Source organism: Rhodospirillales bacterium (genome assembly GCA_028824295.1).
GTDB lineage: Bacteria > Pseudomonadota > Alphaproteobacteria > TMED109 > TMED109 > VXPW01.
In genome coordinates this window covers 334,170-352,224 of record JAPPED010000003.1, presented here as the reverse complement: position 1 = coordinate 352,224, position 18,055 = coordinate 334,170, and the positions used below count along the sequence as shown (strand labels likewise).

Annotated in this window: 20 protein-coding genes and 1 tRNA gene; 10 read left to right on the top strand and 11 right to left on the bottom strand. The window is 64.5% G+C overall.

Annotated features, from left to right (window positions below):
* The first annotated feature begins 71 nt into the window (after positions 1-71).
* Positions 72-590 (top strand): hypothetical protein, encoded by a 519-nt coding sequence (locus tag OXH60_02965; GenBank protein MDE0711075.1) that lies wholly within the window; start codon positions 72-74, stop codon positions 588-590.
* Positions 591-854: 264 nt separating this feature from the next.
* On the opposite strand, the gene OXH60_02960 is transcribed toward OXH60_02965, so the two are convergent.
* The 3 genes from OXH60_02960 to OXH60_02950 all read right to left on the bottom strand — a co-directional run bounded on the left by OXH60_02960 (position 855) and on the right by OXH60_02950 (position 2,781).
* Positions 855-1,514 carry a glutathione S-transferase family protein gene (locus OXH60_02960; protein MDE0711074.1) on the bottom strand — a complete coding sequence of 220 codons (660 nt, stop codon included), beginning with the start codon at positions 1,512-1,514 and terminating at the stop codon, positions 855-857.
* 448 nt (positions 1,515-1,962) lie between these two features.
* Positions 1,963-2,529, bottom strand: a complete 567-nt coding sequence (locus OXH60_02955; GenBank protein MDE0711073.1) for a hypothetical protein — start codon at positions 2,527-2,529, stop codon at positions 1,963-1,965.
* Between the two features lie 24 nt (positions 2,530-2,553).
* The gene (locus OXH60_02950) at positions 2,554-2,781 is read right to left on the bottom strand and encodes a hypothetical protein (GenBank protein MDE0711072.1); all 228 of its coding nucleotides are present in this window, start codon (positions 2,779-2,781) and stop codon (positions 2,554-2,556) included.
* Positions 2,782-3,027: 246 nt separating this feature from the next.
* On the opposite strand from OXH60_02950, the gene OXH60_02945 reads away from it, so the two are divergent.
* The 6 genes from OXH60_02945 to OXH60_02920 all read left to right on the top strand — a co-directional run bounded on the left by OXH60_02945 (position 3,028) and on the right by OXH60_02920 (position 10,666).
* Positions 3,028-3,822: a hypothetical protein gene (locus tag OXH60_02945; protein MDE0711071.1), complete on the top strand. Its 795-nt coding sequence runs from the start codon at positions 3,028-3,030 to the stop codon at positions 3,820-3,822.
* Between the two features lie 155 nt (positions 3,823-3,977).
* Complete coding sequence (locus OXH60_02940; protein ID MDE0711070.1) at positions 3,978-4,646, top strand: helix-turn-helix domain-containing protein; 669 nt, start codon at positions 3,978-3,980, stop codon at positions 4,644-4,646.
* On the top strand, positions 4,639-5,862 hold the full coding sequence (locus tag OXH60_02935; protein MDE0711069.1) for a HipA domain-containing protein: 1,224 nt from the start codon (positions 4,639-4,641) through the stop codon (positions 5,860-5,862). The genes OXH60_02940 and OXH60_02935 overlap by 8 nt, the downstream gene beginning before the upstream one ends.
* A gap of 231 nt (positions 5,863-6,093) precedes the next feature.
* A complete protein-coding gene (locus OXH60_02930; GenBank protein ID MDE0711068.1) occupies positions 6,094-6,717 on the top strand; it encodes a type IV toxin-antitoxin system AbiEi family antitoxin domain-containing protein in 624 nt (207 codons plus the stop codon).
* On the top strand, positions 6,707-7,615 hold the full coding sequence (locus OXH60_02925; protein MDE0711067.1) for a nucleotidyl transferase AbiEii/AbiGii toxin family protein: 909 nt from the start codon (positions 6,707-6,709) through the stop codon (positions 7,613-7,615). Before OXH60_02930 ends, OXH60_02925 begins: the two co-directional genes overlap by 11 nt.
* A gap of 186 nt (positions 7,616-7,801) precedes the next feature.
* Entirely contained in the window at positions 7,802-10,666 is a 2,865-nt protein-coding gene (locus OXH60_02920) for an AMP-binding protein (protein MDE0711066.1), read from the top strand.
* A 362-nt stretch (positions 10,667-11,028) separates the two neighbouring features.
* Here OXH60_02920 and OXH60_02915 read toward each other — a convergent pair whose 3' ends face one another.
* A complete protein-coding gene (locus OXH60_02915; protein ID MDE0711065.1) occupies positions 11,029-11,430 on the bottom strand; it encodes a type II toxin-antitoxin system VapC family toxin in 402 nt (133 codons plus the stop codon).
* Positions 11,427-11,669, bottom strand: coding sequence for a type II toxin-antitoxin system prevent-host-death family antitoxin (locus OXH60_02910; GenBank protein ID MDE0711064.1), 243 nt, complete (start codon positions 11,667-11,669; stop codon positions 11,427-11,429). The genes OXH60_02915 and OXH60_02910 overlap by 4 nt, the downstream gene beginning before the upstream one ends.
* A gap of 487 nt (positions 11,670-12,156) precedes the next feature.
* On the opposite strand from OXH60_02910, the gene OXH60_02905 reads away from it, so the two are divergent.
* Positions 12,157-13,083 (top strand): alpha/beta hydrolase, encoded by a 927-nt coding sequence (locus tag OXH60_02905; GenBank protein ID MDE0711063.1) that lies wholly within the window; start codon positions 12,157-12,159, stop codon positions 13,081-13,083.
* Between the two features lie 599 nt (positions 13,084-13,682).
* Here the strand turns inward: OXH60_02905 and istB are convergent.
* A complete protein-coding gene (istB, locus tag OXH60_02900) occupies positions 13,683-14,483 on the bottom strand; it encodes an IS21-like element helper ATPase IstB (GenBank protein MDE0711062.1) in 801 nt (266 codons plus the stop codon).
* A complete protein-coding gene (gene istA, locus OXH60_02895) occupies positions 14,480-15,478 on the bottom strand; it encodes an IS21 family transposase (protein MDE0711061.1) in 999 nt (332 codons plus the stop codon). The genes istB and istA overlap by 4 nt, the downstream gene beginning before the upstream one ends.
* Positions 15,479-15,677: 199 nt before the next feature.
* On the opposite strand from istA, the gene OXH60_02890 reads away from it, so the two are divergent.
* On the top strand, positions 15,678-15,935 hold the full coding sequence (locus tag OXH60_02890) for a hypothetical protein (protein MDE0711060.1): 258 nt from the start codon (positions 15,678-15,680) through the stop codon (positions 15,933-15,935).
* A gap of 222 nt (positions 15,936-16,157) precedes the next feature.
* Positions 16,158-16,253, top strand: a tRNA-Leu gene (locus tag OXH60_02885).
* 15 nt (positions 16,254-16,268) lie between these two features.
* Here OXH60_02885 and OXH60_02880 read toward each other — a convergent pair.
* The 4 genes from OXH60_02880 to OXH60_02865 all read right to left on the bottom strand — a co-directional run bounded on the left by OXH60_02880 (position 16,269) and on the right by OXH60_02865 (position 17,957).
* The gene (locus OXH60_02880) at positions 16,269-16,475 is read right to left on the bottom strand and encodes a hypothetical protein (protein MDE0711059.1); all 207 of its coding nucleotides are present in this window, start codon (positions 16,473-16,475) and stop codon (positions 16,269-16,271) included.
* An 18-nt stretch (positions 16,476-16,493) separates the two neighbouring features.
* Positions 16,494-16,781: a hypothetical protein gene (locus OXH60_02875; GenBank protein ID MDE0711058.1), complete on the bottom strand. Its 288-nt coding sequence runs from the start codon at positions 16,779-16,781 to the stop codon at positions 16,494-16,496.
* A 66-nt stretch (positions 16,782-16,847) separates the two neighbouring features.
* Positions 16,848-17,051 carry a hypothetical protein gene (locus tag OXH60_02870; GenBank protein MDE0711057.1) on the bottom strand — a complete coding sequence of 68 codons (204 nt, stop codon included), beginning with the start codon at positions 17,049-17,051 and terminating at the stop codon, positions 16,848-16,850.
* Between the two features lie 186 nt (positions 17,052-17,237).
* Complete coding sequence (locus OXH60_02865) at positions 17,238-17,957, bottom strand: hypothetical protein (GenBank protein MDE0711056.1); 720 nt, start codon at positions 17,955-17,957, stop codon at positions 17,238-17,240.
* Positions 17,958-18,055 lie beyond the last annotated feature (98 nt).

The window sequence follows — 18,055 nt, the reverse complement described above, 5'->3', positions numbered from 1 at the left end:
ATCGATACCGCAACATCGTCTGGGCAAGCGGGCAGGTGGATTTGCGAGACCGAGCCTCAAGGAGCAGCGTCATGTCAGGTGAAGCCGTTCGGCAACCCTTGCGACGAGGTCACGGCGCGAGGTTCGCTTCCCGCGTCGCCGTCGCGGCAACGTGGGTCATGTTGGCGCTGCCGGTGCAGGGCGCCACGGGCGATGACGAGATCGACACGTTCATGCGGAACTACCTCGAGACCTTCGACCACGGGCACGCCTGGGAGATCGTGCCGCTGTACGACGCACCGCTGTTCATGCTCGCTCCCAACGGGGACCTGCGCGCCTACGAAACGCCGAAGGACATCCGCCTGACCATCAAGAAATGGAAGCGCTACATGTTCCACGGCGGTTTCGAGGATTCCCGCTGGGTTGTGCTCAACGTCAAACGGCTCACCGAAGGCACCGCAATCGCGAGTACCGCGTTCGAACGCCTGAATTCCCGCGGGCAGGTCTATCAGCGCGGCGGCGCCACCTACACCCTCAGGAAGAAGGACGGCAAGTGGGTGATCATGCTCATCCACATTCACGACCCCGATGCCGTGATGTCCGTCGACTGAGGCCCCGCGAGCAGCTTGGACGCCGATCGGCGTCACCAAGTGATCGATCACCTGGCGCCCTGGCTGGACAGGGTCCTACACGCAACAACCATGTGATCGGCGCGAAGATCATCCCGACTACCGGACCGCATTCCGCGACGCGCTGCACCGTCAGTGATCCGCGCAGTACTGGCACGATCAGAAGTCCGCGGCCGGCTCCCGCTGTGACGTCGTCAATCGGCACGCCGTCATGCGTTCCGGCCGAAACGAGCTCTACACGGGCCTTCAGTCAATTTCGTCCTCGGGCACGATCCAAGGCTCCTTCAGCGCTGCCTCGCGCCATTCCGTGAAGGCCGGCAGGCTCAGCACGGCACGACTGTAGGCATCGCAGGTCTCGTCGAGATCGATGCCGTAGGTGTCCAGCCTGGTCACCACCGGCGCAAACATGGCGTCGGCCGCGCTGAAGGCCCCGAACAGGAAATCGCCGCCCGCGCCCCATCGTGCCCGGCAGTCTCGCCAGATCTCGCAGACCCGCGCGATATCGCCGTCGACTCCCGGCGCGCGGCCCTTCCCCTTGAGGTCACGACGGCGCAGGTTCATGGGCATGTGGGTGCGCAGGGCGATGAAGCCCGCGTGCATCTCGTTCGCGACCGCACGGGCCTGGGCGCGGGCGTCGCGGCCGGCGGGCCAGAGCCCGGCGTCCGGGAACAACTCATTGACGTATTCCAGGATCGCCAGCGTTTCCCAAACCGTGCGCTCGCCGTGCAGCAGCACCGGCACGCGGCCGGAGGGCGAAACGGCAGTGATGGCCTCCTTCCAGTGGTCATCGAACAGCCGCAGCAGCCGCTCGTCGAAGGGGATTCCGGCGTGGCGCATGGCAAGCCAGGGCCGGAGCGACCAGGATGAGTAGTTCTTGTTGCCGATCACCAGTGTCAGGTTGCTCATGGCGTTGCTGGTCCCTTCTCGGTTTCGCGCGGCGCGCCGGGACACAAACACGGCACTGCCCCGGCCCGTCAGGTGGTTGCCGCTCGCCACTCCAAATGCTCGGCGTCAACCTCGCGTGATGAATTGGCGATGTGGGAGAAACCGCCCGGCGTCCTCAAAGCGTGCGCGGGAACTGAGCGCCTCGTCGTCCGCTGTGCATATTCTGAAACCGGATGGTTGCCATCGGTTTGCCAAGTTGCAAATGCAACGTTCCTAAGGACACGAAATTACCCTCGAGAGCAAGTCCGTCCTCTACGGCCCGCTTCGGCTGCAGGGCCGTGCAACTATCAAGACCGACATCTTCTGACGACCTTGATTTGATCCGCTGCAGCCTTCGGTTGTTCCCGAAAGGTCTGGCTCGGTGACGTCGCTGAGTTCGCTAGGGTGTATTACACCCTCGCTGCCGCCCTTACGGGGATAGCGTCGTCACCCGTGCGATTGCGGCATCCGCCCAGGTCGGAAGTTGCTTCGCCGTCCACCAACTCGCTTCGGCGTGGACCGCAACTTCGCGGTGCGGCCGGTCATGGTCGGTGTTGTCGTACAGACGAACCGCGTCGGCCAGCGCGACTGCGGCAGGCAGGTTGGCCCGCGACCGGGCGAACCGCCTTCGCGCGTCCGGTTCCGGGACATCGTGACCGCCGAGCGCAACCCGGTTGCGGATGCGGCACAACGCCAGGTCGGGCGACTCCAGACACATGTAGTGCAGTTCGATCCGGTACCGTGCCATTCGGGCGGTGTCCATGTGGCGGAGGACACCGGAACCGGCCAAGGTGGTTTCCAGCAGATGCGCCCGGTCCGCGCGGAGCGCCGCCCGGCGGCGGCGCGCCGCTTCACGGGCGGCCTGGCCCGGACCGTCGGGCAAGCGAAGCGCAATCGCATCGGGGTCGATGATCTCCACTTCCCCGCGCCAAACGGTACGCGTCAGGGTGGACTTGCCGCACCCGTTCGGGCCGGCGACAACGTAGAGCGTCGGCATCGTGGAAAGCGCCGACCAGCCGATTCAGGCGGACTTCCGGTCTCGTCGTTTGATGACCCTGTCCCCATCCCTGGTCCGGGCAATCCACGTGCCGTCGGGCCGGATGCCGTAGAGGGTCCCGCCGGCCTTGACCTGGGCCGCGAGGTCGGCCTTGATCCGATCGCGCCAGTCCTTCCGCCGACCCGGCATGTCCGGTGGCGGGGAATTTGTGTTCTTGTCCTTCTGCATGTTGCCGACCTTAGGCCGGTTCAAGGGCGCCTTCAACACACCGTCGCCGGGCTGCTGCGTTGGTAGCCTCCATTGGCCAGACCGCCTCGCCGGCGCAGGGTGCCGGCTACTACGCGCGGAATAGCCACTGCGCGGTGGACGGTCCAGCGCAGCAGTGGAAGCCCGCTCAGACGAGAACATGGTCGACGCATTATAGTTTGTTATTGACGCATCAAACTATAGATTATATATGGCTACAATGTATTTTATTGCAGGATATCCCGATCCGTCATGCCCCGACTCGTCTCCGCGCCATTCTTCAGCGCCAACGCGGTCTTTCGGCGACCGGAGTATGCCGCGGCCGTTGGCCGCCGGCCTGATGACAAGGTCGTCACAGCGATGCTCGCCCAGCATCTCCAGGCCGGCAACATCCGGCGCATTGCCCGTGGCGTCTTCGCCTCGGTGCCCAAGCATGCCGACGCAGCGACCTGGTCGGTCGACCGTTTCCTGGCCGCCTCCCGTCTGCGCCATGGCGGCACGATCGCCTATCACTCGGCCTTTGAGCTGCAGGGTTACGCCTACACAGAGGGGCATGATGTGCAGGTCATCGCGGAGGGAGTGCCCGGCATGTTCGAGGCAGCCGGTTTCGCTTGCCGGTTCGTCAGGCCGCCACGCGGCTTCGAGCCTCCGGAAGGCGTCACGGCGGTCGACCGCCTGGGCCAGGAGGTCAGCGTAACCACGATCGAGCGGACGATCGCTGATGTGTTCGACCGTTATGACCTCGCCGGGGGCGCGGAGGAACTCTTCAACTCCCTGCATCTGGTGGTGCGGATCGACGCCCTGGCGCTGGTCCGCTACGTGCGCGCGCTCGGCAAGGCCACTGCCGCCGGCGCCGTGGGCTTCTGGTTGGAGCGCGAGCAACGGCGGCTGAGCGTCCCGGGTGCGGCGCTCGAGGAACTTGGGACCCTCATGCCGGCTCAGCCCCGATACGCTCTCGGCGCCAGACCGGGCGCGGGCAAGACAGCCAAGCACTGGAACGTCATTCTCCCCGTCGACGTCCTCGAACACCACTTCGAGGGGGTGTAGATGGCATTGCCGTCTGCCCAGCACCGTACTTGATAGGTAATAGAAGATGATCATTCAATAATGATCTATAGAAATAGATCATGGCTAGCCGGTAGTATTGGTCATGATATACTTTATTATATTGTTGTGACATGGAGATATGGAAAAACATATCAATGCGTCACGCAACACAGGACATTATCGTCGCGCTCAAGCGCGCAAGAGCAACAAAAGGCCTCAGCCAGAGGGCCTTGAGCAAGCGCACAGGCGTCCCGCAAAGCCATATTTCCAAGATCGAGAGTGGCGGAGCCGACATCCGCCTGTCGAGCCTGACTGAACTGGCGCGCGCGCTCGACCTTGACCTCAGGCTGGTCCCACGCAAGGCCGTGCCCGCAGTGGACAACATTGTGCGCGCCACCGTACCAACCGCCACAGCCACGCCAGCAGTCAAGGAACTCAATCGCACTCTGGATGCCGTCAGGGACCTCAGCACCATCTATCCCGGCCTAAGCAAACTGAAGCAACTCCAGGACAACCTCCACGCTCTCAGAACGTTAGGCGACGTCAATAAAGAACTGGAAGCACTGCGGGATGTAGGCAGGCGGTTCGGCAAGCTGCAACAGACGTACAAGGTTCTTGCGAAAGCACGGCAAGGATCCGCAAAGCAGCTGGAGGCAATCGACGAGACGGCAGGAATTCCGCCGGAATACCTGGAGTCACTACAAAGAGTGGCGAGCACCGTACAGAACTTGCGGGACCGGCTCGTGCACGCCCAATCCGAGCAGCCATCGCCGCCTCGACCGGCTTATCGCCTTGATGATGACAGGGAGAACGACGATGGCTGACGTCTCAGTCCTCAACGTCAACCTCCATGGCGAAACGATCGGCACGCTGGCGCATGTCGGCGGCGACCGCACACTCTTCAGCTTCACGGCCGACTACATCGCCGACGGGAACCGACCGACTCTTGGACTAGGGTTCAAGGACCAGTACGGGCAACTGATTACCGAACTTCCGGTCAAGCGGACACGCCTGTTGCCCTTCTTTTCGAACCTGCTACCCGAGGGACATCTACGGACATATCTCGCGGGCCTTGCCGGTGTGAAGCAGGAGCGCGAGTTCCACCTGCTCTGGGCCCTGGGTCACGACCTCTCGGGCGCGATCACGGTCGATCCCGCGGATGGCAAAGAATGGCCACCCGGTCAGATGGACGACAGCGCCGAAGACACCAGACTGAAGCGCGCGAATGCGCTCCGCTTTTCGCTCGCAGGCGTGCAGCTGAAATTCTCGGCGATCCAGACCGACCAATCCAACAAGGGCCTGACCATACCGGCATCCGGCGTCGGTGGCTCATGGATCGTCAAACTTCCGTCCGTGAGATTCGAGGGCATACCCGAGAACGAATATGCGCTCCTTACCCTGGCCCGCCAGGTCGGCATCGATGTGCCCGAAATTCAGCTCATCGATGTGGAAGCGATCGGAAACCTGCCAAAGGGGATCAGCGATCTCAAAGGACAGGCCCTTGTGATCAAGCGTTTTGACCGCACACCGGACGGGCCCGTCCACACGGAGGACTTCGCGCAGGTCTTCGGGGTTTACCCCGAGAAGAAATATGACACAGCGAGCTACCGCAATATTGCAACCGTACTTGGAGTGGAGACCGGCGAGACCGACGTGGAAGAATTCATCAGGCGTTTGACCTTCTGCACGCTGACCGGCAACGCCGACATGCATCTGAAGAACTGGTCGCTGATCTATCCCGACAAACGGACACCCGCGCTGTCGCCGGCCTACGATCTTGTCTCGACCATTCCCTATATCGAGGACGAGAACGCGGCACTCAAGTTCGCGAGAACAAAGCGCTTCGACGGCTACACAAGCGACGAACTGTCCTACCTAGCCGCCAAGGCCCGTCTGCCTGAGACACCGGTGCTCAAGACTGCTCGACAGACGATGGAGCGGTTCCATGAAGTGTGGGAAAAGGAGAAGCACCACCTGCCGCAACGCAGGCAGGTAACGGACCGAATTGACGCCCATCTCCGTAAGCTACGATTGAAATAACAAGAGTTCCCAACGCGACTGATTGCAGGACAACCTTCGCGCTGACGCCAACACCACGGTGTCATCTCCAAGCCATGCGTAGGCGGTGTCCTCGTCGCGAAACATATCCGCGGTCTGCAGAAGCGTCAGACCCTTTTGGTGCTCCTTTCCCGGTGCCTTCTGTGCCATGAACCGTGATTCCTCGGCAGAAATGTGATATATCCTCTTCTATCAATCAAACAAGATGAGACTATGTCACATAAGCCGGCCAAGCAGCGCGACACGGCCCTGCGCCACTTTCGTCGCCGGGGGCTAGTGCGCATGCCCGATCTACGCGACGCTGGGGTCGGCGCAGAAACGGTAGCCCGCCTAGTTCGGGACGGGACTGTCGTGCGTGTGGCCCGAGGCCTATACCAACTGGCCAACGCGAATCCGGATCCCCGGCGCAGCCTTGCGGAAGCCTCCGCTCTCGTGCCAAAGGGCGTGATCTGCCTCACATCCGCGCTGCAGTTTCATGAACTGACTCTACAAATGCCTTCGGCCGTGTGGATGGCGATCGACCGCACCGGATGGAAACCCAACCTCGAATACCCCCCGGTCCGCTTCGTGCGGTTCAGCGGTCACGCCCTAGACGGAGGCGTGAAACGACATCTAATCGAGGGTATCGATGTCCCTATATTTGAGCCCGCCAAGTCGATCGTCGACTGCTTCCGGTATCGCAACAAGATCGGACTCGACATCGCGCTGGAAGGGCTCCGCGAGGGTCTCCGCAGCGGCCGCGTCACATCCGACCAGCTCTGGGAATTCGCTCGCACGACGCGTGTCTGGTCCGTGATGCGGCCCTATGTCGAAGCGATGGTCGTCGATGGCACGTGAGCTTCGCAATGTTGGCGCATCCGTGCGCGCCCGACTGCTCGCGCGCGCCCGCGTCGAACAGACCGATTTTCAGATTCTCCTCACCCGCTACGCGCTCGAGCGATTGCTCTACCGACTCAGCGTCTCGGACCAGCGCGAACGGTTTGTCCTGAAGGGCGCGATGCTCTTCGCAATCTGGCAGGACGATCCCTTCCGACCGACCCGTGACCTCGACTTGCTGGGTCATGGCGATCCCGATCCCTCAACGGTTGCGGCAACCATCCGCTCCATCTGCTCTGTGGAGGTACCTGACGATGGGGTCGTCTTCGACGTTGCCGGCGTCGAAGCCGCTCCAATCCGCAGCGAAGGCGAATATCCCGGTGTGCGCGTCAGAACCGACGCAACCATCGCCGGGGCGCAACTGCCCATCCAGATCGATGTCGGTTTTGGCGACGTGATCACGCCTGCGGCAATCGAGATTGAATACCCGGCCCTTCTCGACGCGCCTGCGCCAATCCTGCACACCTATCCGCCTGAAACCGTCGTCGCCGAGAAGACTCAAGCGATCGTCTGGCTCGGTATCGGGAACAGCCGCATGAAGGATTTCTACGACCTCTGGACGATCGCGCAGAAATTTGCGTTCGAAGGCGACGGCCTGTCGGAGGCCATCCGTCGGACCTTCGAGCGACGCCAAACCCCCTTGCCGGGTCAAGTCCCTGTCGGCCTCAGCGATGGTTTTGCCCTTGAGAGAGAACCCCAGTGGCGGGCTTTCCTCGCGCGCGACCGCTTTGAAGTAGCACCCGCTCCATTCGCCGAGGTCATCAATGATCTGCGCGCCTTCCTGCAGCCCGTGCTGGCCCGCACAGCGGTTGCCTCTTGGCCTCCTGGAGGCCCTTGGACGGACGTGAAATACCGATGATCGGCAAGCTCCTCTGTCCCCCGCCGCCGTTAACGACGCGCGACGGGCCGCGCCCGCCCGCAGGCCGCAATCAAGCGCTTTGACGGCGTACCGGACGGGCCCGTCCACACGGAGGACTTCGGGCAGGTCTTCGGCGTCTCCAACGGTTGTTGACAGGCAGGCCGGGCATGCGAGATTGGCTTAGCCATGGAGAACGGCGGCACAGAATCACGTAGCGGCAGGGCCGGCCCCGACGATGCCGCGCAGTTGCTGCAGCTGATCGCGGCGCTGTCGCGCGAGCTTCGTTCCGCGAGCGACACCCCGCGCGTTACCTTCGAGAGCAGGCTAAGCGAGGATCTAGGTTTCGACAGCCTGGGGCGCACCGAGCTGCTGGCGCGCATCGAGCAGACATTCTCGATCCGCCTTCCCGGATCAACGCTGGCGGAAGCCGAAACCCTGGCCGATCTCTGGCGCGCGATGGAAGCGGCCGGCGGGCGACACGGACGCGCAACCCCGCCTCCCCTGGCGGACACGGCCCAAGGTCCCGTTGAAGCGATACCAAGCGCCGCGGCGACCCTCACTGAGGTGCTCGACTGGCACGCCGACGCGCATCCCGACCGCGTCCACGCCTGGCTCAGGGAACGGGAAGACCATCTCGAGACCATCACCTACGCAAGGCTCCGCGAGACGGCCCTCGCCGTCTCCGGCGGCATCCTCGATGCGGGAGCGACGCCGGGCACCCGCGTCGCGCTGATGCTGCCCACCTGCGCCGGGTTTCTGCACGCCTTCTTCGGGATCCTCTACGCCGGCTGCGTGCCGGTTCCGATCTATCCTCCGGCGCGGCCTTCGCAGCTCGCGGATCACCTGCGCCGGCAGGCCGTGATCCTCGCCAACGCGGGAGCCGAGATACTGGTCACCGTGCCGGAGGCGCACGTGCTCGCGGCCTTCCTGCGCTCGAAGGTCGCGAGCCTTCGGTCCGTCGAGACCGTCGAGGGCCTCCTTGGGCGCGGCGGAGCGGCAGCCGCCCCGGCACGCGACGCGGCCGACGTCGCCTTTCTTCAGTACACCTCGGGCAGCACCGGCGATCCGAAGGGCGTGGTGCTTAGCCACGCCAATCTGCTGACCAACATTCGTGCCATGGGCCGGGCCATGGAAGTCGAGCCCGACCGCGACGTGTTCGTGAGCTGGCTTCCGCTCTACCACGACATGGGCCTGATCGGCGCGTGGCTCGGCAGCCTCCATTTTGCAGTGCCCGTTTCGATCATGTCGCCGCTCATCTTCCTGGCGCGCCCGGAGAGCTGGCTGTGGGAGATCCACGCCCGGCGGGGGACGCTTTCCGGCGCGCCCAACTTCGCCTTCGACCTGTGCGTCGGGCGGATCGACGACAGCGCGATTGAGGGCCTCGACCTCAGCTCGGCCCGTATGGTCGTCAACGGGGCAGAGCCGGTGCGGGCGGCGTCCGTCCGGGCGTTCTGCGAGCGCTTCGCGCCCCACGGCTTCGATCCCGGGGCGCTCGCCCCTGTCTACGGCCTTGCAGAAAGCAGCGTGGGACTGGCCTTTCCCAGGCCCGGCCGGGGGCTGCTCGCCGATCGGATCGACCGGACCGAGCTGATCGAGGGGTCGCGTGCGGTGCCGGTGACGACTGAACACAAGGACGCGATTGAGGTCGTAGCGTGCGGTTCGCCGCTCGGCGGACATCAGTTCCGGGTGGTCGACGATTCCGGCCGCGAAGTGCCCGAGCGCCGCCAAGGGCGGCTGCAGTTCAACGGTCCCTCGTCGACCGTCGGCTATCACGAGAACGCGGAGGCGACACGCGACCTGTTCGACGGGGACTGGCTCGAGACCGGGGACCTGGCCTACGTCGCCGGCGGCGAGGTCTATCTGACGGGCCGGATCAAGGACATCATCATCCGCGGCGGCCGCAACATCCATCCGCACGAGCTGGAAGCCGCCATCGGCGACCTTCCCGGCATCCGGCGCGGCTGCGTCGCGGTCTTTGCGGCCGCCGGGCCCGACCGGGCGGAGCGGCTGGTGGTGGTCGCCGAAACCCGCGCGGAGGACGGGCCGGCCCGTGACCGGCTGCGGCAGAGCATCGAGGCCGCGGCGGTGGATGTTGCGGGCATCGCGCCGGACGACGTCGTGCTGGCGCCGCCCCGCGCCGTGCTCAAGACCTCGAGCGGCAAGCTCCGGCGCGCCGCCACCCGCTCGCGCTACCTGGAGGGCCGTCTCCACGAAGCCGCCCCCGCATTGTGGCGGCAACTGCTCGGCCTGTGGCTCTCGGGCACGGCGGGCAGGCTGCGCGCCGCAGGCCGCCTGGCGCTCGGCCGCGCATTCGCCAGCTACTGGTGGGCGGTGCTGGTAGCGATAGCGCTGGCCGTCTGGCCGCTAGTGATCGTGCTGCCCCGGCGTACCTGGCGCTGGAAGGTGATCCACGCGGCCGCGCGGGCCATGCTGAAGCTCACCGGCACGCGGTTGACGGTGAGCGGCGAGGCCGTCCCGGACCGCGGCGCCATCCTGGTGGCCAATCACTGCAGCTATCTCGACAGTCTGGTGCTCGTCGCGGCCCTGCCCGGCGAGACCGCCTTTGCCGCCAAGGCGGAGCTGGCATCGCAGCTGATCGCCGGGCCGTTCCTGCGCCGGGTCGGCGCGCTGTTCGTGGAGCGGTTCGACGACGCCCGCGGCAAGGGCGACATGGACGACGTCATCGCGGCCGCGCGGGCGGGCCGCCGGCTAGCGGTCTATCCGGAAGGGACCCTCACCCGCCGCCCCGGCCTGCTCGCCTTCAAGCTCGGCGCGTTCGCCGCTGCCGCCGTCGCCGGGGTGCCCGTGGTGCCGGTGACGCTCCACGGGACGCGAACGGTCCTGCGCGGCGGCCAGTGGTTTCCCCGCCCCGGCGACGTGCAGGTCACGGTGGGCCCCCCGCAGTTCGCGGAGCAGGATGGCTTCGACGCCGCGATCGCGCTCCGCGACGCCGCGCGGGCGGCGATCCTGGCCGGTTGCGGGGAGCCGGATCTCGCCGGCGAGGAGACCCTGCTGAAGGACCCTCGATCGACGCCCTCACCCCCCACCTGAACCGGCCGGCGTGAACGGACGAACGAACGATGCTCCGCGCGGTCGGCGTTGACGGCGACGATGAGCCGGCGAACGGCCGTGCTCCGCGGGGCCGCTCGCATTCCTGCTCGGGCTGGCCGATAGCCCTGCCCCTTGAACCGGTCGCTCCCGGCTCACGCGTCCGCGGGCGTCCGACGTCCCCAGGTGCCTGACGATGACGCCACCCTGACCTTCCCTATATCTGTATTCGTCGATTCGTGACGGGCAATCCGCATGAAGTTCGGGGGCGGCTGTTCTGCCCGGTCGTGAACGAACGCTGGTTGTTGCAGGACGGCCAGGGATCCAATGGAAGAATGCGCCAATCGACCCGACTCTGATGACGACTACCAGGTTCGGGTGAGGCCGTGCGGCTCGTAGCCAGCCAAACGGGTATCGCAAGTGACCAGGCACGCTCGCCTGCGGATGCACTGATGCACCAGCATTCGATCGAAGGGATCGCGGTGTCCTACCAGCCTGGGCAACGTGTGATACGTAGACGCGTCTCCCGGGTCGAGTTGGATGATCCGGAACCCCAAGATCTCGCAGTGGGCGGGAATGTCGTCGGGCGCTATGGATCCGAGTAACAGCTTCCCGATTCCATACTTCAGGGATATCTCCCACAGAGATACCGAACTGACCTGAACTTCGTTGGACGGGTCACGAATGAGACTCTGGGCGACGCGTGACAGGCGGTGCGACTGTCCGATCGACCAAAGCAACGCATGGGTGTCAAGCAGGTAGTTCACTTCCCGAGGTCGAGCAGTTCCTCTTCGGTCATGTCGAAGTCGTCCATGAACTCAATCCTGACCTTGCCGTCGAGGAACCCGACTGCTCGCTCCGGAAGGTCCGGAGGCTCATACGGCACGATCATCGCCACGGGTTCCCTCGACTTTCCGTACAGGATGCCAATCCGCTCGCCGGCGCGGACCGCCGCCAGCACCTTGGAGAACTGTGCCTTCAGTTCGGCAACAGGAAATGTGATCATGGGCCAACCTTGCCGTAAACGTGTCATCATGTCAAGAACACGTTGACATATAACATGGCCGCCACAACTGGAGATCCGTCCCGCATGACACTGCGTTGACTCGCGGTCGGACCGCTCGTAGGAAAGCCGTGCGACCTGTGCCGTTAGATGTTCGTTCGGGGGGCACGCCTTGGCGAAGCGGGTGAACCCGGCGTCGAACGATGCGGCCGCTTCGAGAGCCGCTGACAGAGGAACAATCCCGCTCAGGCCACCAAGCGCCCTGAACGGTTAAAACTTCGTGGTCTGCCATGGATACAAGTCCTCTTCAGCCGCTTATTCCGTGCCTCGGTAGCTCCTGCCCCGGGGAGACCGACGTCGTCGTTCAGGCTTTCCGAAACCTCGGGCGCGCTGCTGTTGGCAGTCTCTGCAGTCGTCCCATGCTGGTGATGGGTTGGTACGACCTTCGCGTCGCCCGCGCGGCAGCATCGGACCACGCAAGGTGCACCGCGTGACCGCGCCATCTGGCTTCGAGTTGCCGGCGCCCGAGGCGACGCTCGACCTCGCCATGGACGATGGCGCGCCTATCCGCGTCGTCCGGCACGGCAACCCGTCCGGGCCACGCGTCGTACTGAGTCATGGGAACGGCTTCGCCAGCGATTCCTACTTCCCGTTCTGGCGGCACATGCTGGAGCGTTTCGACCTCGCCCTGTTCGACTTCCGAAACTGCGGGCGCAATTCGTTCCACGCGGCCGAGCCCCACAACTATCCCCGCTTCGCACGCGACAACGTGACGGTGCATCACGCCATCGCCGAAGCGTGGGGCGGGAAGACCACCGTCGGCGTCTTCCATTCGATGTCGGCGATTGCGGCGTTGCTTGCGGTCATCGAAGGCATCTGGCACTGGGATGCGCTGGTGCTGTTTGACCCGCCGGTGATGCCGCCTGCGGGCCACCCGTTGCGCGCGCCATTGCTGGCCGACGGCGAGATCCTTCGCGAAGCCGCCCGAATTCGCCAGTTCCGGTTTTCCGACCCTGCCGAGCTGGCTGAAGTGTTTCGTACGCTGCACCGGTTCCGGCGCATGCGGAGCGGGGTGGCGGAACTCAACGCGCGATCGACGTTGCGCTTCGTTCCCGCTGACGGCGCCTGGGAGCTCTGCTGTCCGGGGCCGGTCGAGGCCGATCTGTATACCGAGGTCGCAACGCTGCCCATCTGGCAGGAAACTGGTTCGCCCGCGCGACCGATGCTGGTCGTGGGTTCAGACCCGGAGCCGCCCGGGGCGCCGACAACCGCGCGGTGTTGCGCGGAATTCTGCGAACTTCACGGCATCGAATACGCCACCGTGCCCGACACCACCCACCTCCTGCAGGTCGAAGAACCGGAGCAATGCTTCGCCCTGTTCCATGGCTTCCTCCAAGAGCACGGAGTGATCGAATGAATGCGCTGTTGCTCACGTTCCGCATCCCCGAACCGGACCCGGCCCTCGACCAGGACATCGCCTCCGCCGGGTCCCACTGAACCGCCCGATCGTGGGACGCCTGTTCTACCGGCATCAGCTGGCTCGAGCGTGTCTGAAGCGAACCGGCTTTATCGGTCGAATTGGCCTATCCAGTTGACAAGCCCCCCATCATGAGCGCGAACTGAGGAACTACGATCGAGGCTCTTTCATGACACGAAGGGCAAAACGCGCGCAATCCCCATGCGTCGACGTCTGCCGTCTCGACCCGAGGACGGGGTGGTGCCTGGGCTGCGGCAGGACCTCTACCGAGATCGGCGCATGGGTCAAGCTCTCGCCGTTCCGCCGAAAACGGCTTGAACGGGAACTCGCGCGCCGCCTTGTGAGGCTCGAACAGCGCACGCCGTTGGAAGAGGAATGAATCGGGCGAGATCGACCATGTCAATGGCAACTGAAAACTGCCCATTCCTGACAACTGAAAACTGCACACTTTCGGGTGGCCGGGGGTGTGGTCACGGGGGTATCGGCGTGCCGGTCGGCGGGGCGCCCGCGCGCGGCACGGAGTAGAGCGCGCGGGCTGCTCATCCCGGGATCTCCTCGCGGTGGCTGTCGGTCCGGCTCCGCAGCAGGTCCTGGTGTTCGCGCATCCGGTAGCTGTTGCCGCGGATGTTGACGATGTGGCAGTGGTGCAGGAGGCGGTCGATGAGCGCGGCCGCCATGACCTCGTCGCCGAGGGTGGCGCCCCACTCCTCGAAGCCCTTGTTCGACGTCAGCACGGTCGAGGCCCGCTCGTGGCGTGCGTTGATGAGCTGGAAGAACAGCGTCGCGCCGTCCTGGCTGACGGGGAGGTAGCCGATCTCGTCGATGACGAGCAGGGCGGGATGGGTCAGCACCTTCAGCCGGCGGGCGAGGTGGCCGGCGGTCTTGGCCTCGGTGAGCGACTCGACCGCCAGGCTGGCGAGGGTGCCGTAGTAGACGCGCCGTCCGGACTCGGCGGCGGCGATGGCGAGGCTGATCGCGAGGTGGGTCTTGCCGACGCCGGGCGGGCCGAGCAGGATCACGTTCTCGGCGCGTGTGACGAAGCCGAGCTCGTGCAGGCTCTCGATCTGCTCGCGCTTGACGCTGGGCTGGAAGGCAAAATCGAACTCGGCCAGGGTCTTCACGGCGGGCAGGCGCGAGGCGCGCATGGCGGTCTGCAGGCGGCGGTTGTTGCGCAGCACGATCTGCGCCTGCAGCAGCTGCTCGATGGCCTCGCTGGCGGTGGCGCCGCCGTTGTCGGCCTGGGCGAGGATGCCGTCGACGGCCTCGAGGGCGCCGGGCATCTTGAGGTCGGCGAGCATCGCCCGCACACGGTCGCGCCGGCTCATCGCGGCCGCGGTCACTGGACGGCCGCCGCGTACTCGTGCAGCGCACGCCGTTGCACCGGCACGGCGGGGCGCGGTCGCAGCGCCGGGGCCGAGGCCTGCGTGGCGCCGAGGCGCCGGTAGGGCCGGCCCGCCAGCGGGCCGAGCGCGCGGCGCTCGTCGCGCTCGAAGCGGTCGACGGGACGTTCGCCGGTGGTGCCGTGCCGGCGGACGTTGGCGGTGCCGTCCACCCAGCGCGCCGCCTGCGCGTTGAGATCGGCGTCGTTGGCGAAGGCACGGCCGTAGAAGAAGCTCTCCCTGAGGTAGCGGATCGGCCGTTCCACCTTGCCCTTGGTGCGGGCCCGGTACGGCCGGCACGAGCGCGGCATGAACCCCCAGTGCGCGGCGAAGCGCAGGAACTCGGCGTTCAGCATCAGCCCGCCGCTGCCCGCGCGGTCGTCCGCGAGCACGACCGCGCGCATCTGGTCGAACAGCAGCTCCTGCGGCACGCCGCCGAAGCGGGCGAACGCACTCTCGAGCCCGTCGATCAGCACCGCCATCGTCGGCCGGGGATAGAACCGCAGCCACAGGATCCGGGAATGGCCGAGCACCACCAGCAGCGCGTGGCGCCGCCCCCACGGCAGCGTGAAACTGCCGAAATCCACCTGGCCCTGCCGGCCCGGCGGCGTCTCGAAGCGGTTGGCGGGCTCGACCGGATCGCGCGGCCGGACCGTGCGGACGTAGTCCCGGACCCGGCCGTAGCTCCCCGCATAGCCGGCCGCGCGCACCTCGTCGAACAGCCGCTGCACCGACAACCGGGGAAACTCCGTCAGCCGGGCGTCGATGATCCCCTTGTACGGGTCCAGCTTGTGCACCCGCCGCGGCCGCGGCGAGTACCGCGTCCCGCCAGCCGCCAGATCGCGGTCCAGGTCGCCGGACGCTATCCAGCTGTAGATCGTCCGGCGACTCACCCCGAAGCGCCGCGACAGCTCCGCCTTCGACATGCCCCGTTCCAGATAATGCCGCAGCAGCATCCTCGTCTCCCATCCGTGCATCGGCCTCCCGCTCCATCCCGTTGGCTCCGCCAACAGCGTGGAACGTGGCGACGCGACCGCCCATCCGTCAGGTGTGCAGTTTTAAGTTGTCAGGAATGGGAAAATTACGGTTGCCGGCTACAGACCAGCGAGTTCGATCAGCTGCAAGCAGAATGTCGACCGGATTGGAGCCGCTAGCATGAGTAGTAGCATGACCGTCTTCGACATCGGTCCCGGCGACAAGTTCTGGCTCCGACGCGAAGCACGCCGGATCGGCATGTCGATGGAAGAGAGGGTCCGCCGCCTGATCCACGAGAAGCGTGCCAAGACCGCGCGTGGTCTGAAGTCCTCCGAAGCCTTCGCTCGGCATTTTGGGGAGGAGCATGGCGTCGAACTGCCGTTTCCGGTCCGCCGTGGCCACGAACCGCTGTCATTCTCCCCAGAGGAGGAGGAGTGAGCGCCCCGGTCCGTATGGCTGTTTGAGACGAACTTGGGCGCAGTAGAGGAATGCCGTGCCGATGCGCACGGCCAGGGCCGGAATGGGTAGCCATCGTAAACTCGTCGCTTGTTTAGCGACGGGTTCGATTGGCGATGCGTGGAGTTTAGTAGGGCCGGATGCTCCAGACAGAATGTGGACAAAGTGAAAGTGTTTGGAACGATGTTGCCACCCCTCCGCTGAGGAGGGTTGGCTGAGTCAAGTCGAAGGCAACGGTTTCAAAAACCGCAGGGCGTTCTACCCCACGTCCCGAGGGTTCGAATCCCTTCCCCTCCGCCAAAATTCAGCTAGATATCAGGGGTCAGATTTGCCTTGACGCACTGCCGGCATCGCCTTGACTTCTGTCATCTGATCCTGCAACGCTTTGATCCGTTCATCATGACGCACCTGTGACATTTTCAGACGATGCACCCAAATGCCAAGGGCTATAATCCCAAAAGCGAAAATGCCGTCAATCAACCCAAATTGCTCAACCATCGCCAGAACAGGAAACGGATTCATGTTCAACGCTAACCGAAATCAACCAACGGGCAAATCCTTGTAAAACGCCTCCATTTCCCGACGAAGATCGTCTTTAGAAGTCTTATCTAGAGACTCTACGATCAGATATGCCGCCATGCCCACAGTTGCTTCAAGCGATCTTGAAGAAAATCCATCTCTACCATCGAAATTAGGAGTGTATACAACTTTTCCGCTCTTATCTTCGATACGAATTTCCGCAGACTTGCCGTAACCCGCAACCGTAATGCGGCAATCTTTTGGTTCGGAAACCTCAAAAATATGATCTCGATACTTGAACTTCTTCATGAAAAGCCTTCTGATACCGATTCAGCCGGTGACCCTCAATATAGCCGTACGTCCTTGCGCAGTCAGCTACATAACTCCCAATTCAATCCTGACCTTGCCGTCGAGGAACCCGACCTCACGCTCCGGCAGGTCCGGGGGCTCATACGGCACGATCATCGCGACAGATTCCCTGGATTTTCCGTACAGGATGCCAATCCGCTCACCAGCGCGGACTGCCGCAAGCACCTCGGAGAGCTGCGCCTTCAATTCGGAAACATGCAATATGGTCATGCGCCAGTCCTGTCACGAGGATGTCATCATGCCAAGAACATCTTGACACATGGCGCGGACACCGGGGGCGAGATCGTCGATCCCTGGGCTGCAGGGAGCCGCGGTAAGCATCGTTCCCGATACAGGACGTCCTCGCACGGTCGACATCGTCCGACCCAATAGATTGATCGCGGTCGCGGCGACCGATCAGGGTCTGCCATCGACCGGCGCGCCGCCCGGGAACCCGGAACGGCTCCCGGACCCGGCGGATGCGCCGCCGTTGCACCGGTTCCCGTTCAGCCCCGGAGTTGCAGGTAGCCCTGTTCCGCGTACGGGTTGCGGGTACACGTAGGCCCGGAAACGCTGCCAACTCTCGAAGTTGCGGCGCGCCGGGTCGTCTTCCTGCGCCGTGGCTCGCACGACATCATCGCTGTGGCGCAGCATCTCCCTGAAGACCTCCGCCGGAAACGGGCGTATCTGGACGCCATACTCCTCGACCAGCACACGCTGGGATTCGACGTTGGCGGCAGGAATTCCGCAAGCATGCGGACGTTGGTGGCCGCGGCGGCATTCTCCACGGCCGTCTGCAGGTCGGTCTCGAGCCCGTCCCAGGCCTCCCTTGTTCACCGAGAGCTCGAGGGTGGCGCTGGGCTCATGGAAGACCGGGCCGTAGTAGTTCTTCGTGATCCTGTAGAAGCTGAACGCCAAGTCGTTCCAGGGGCCGACCCATTCCGTGGCATCGATCACCGGGGACTGGAGGGCGGGCATGATCTCGCCGCCGGGCAGGTTGGCCGCCGTGCCGCCAAGCCGGTTGATAACTTCCGTCCCGAGGCCGGGGATCCGCATCTTGAGGTCCTGGAAGTCCGAGAGGGAGTTGATCTCCTTCTGGAACCAGCCTCCCATCTGGGTCCCGGTGTTCCCGGCCACGAATGCCTTGAGATCGAATTAGCCGTAGAGCTCATCCCGGAGCTTCTGGCCACCACCGTAGTACGGCCAAACGTTGTGCTCCTGCAGGACCAGGCCAC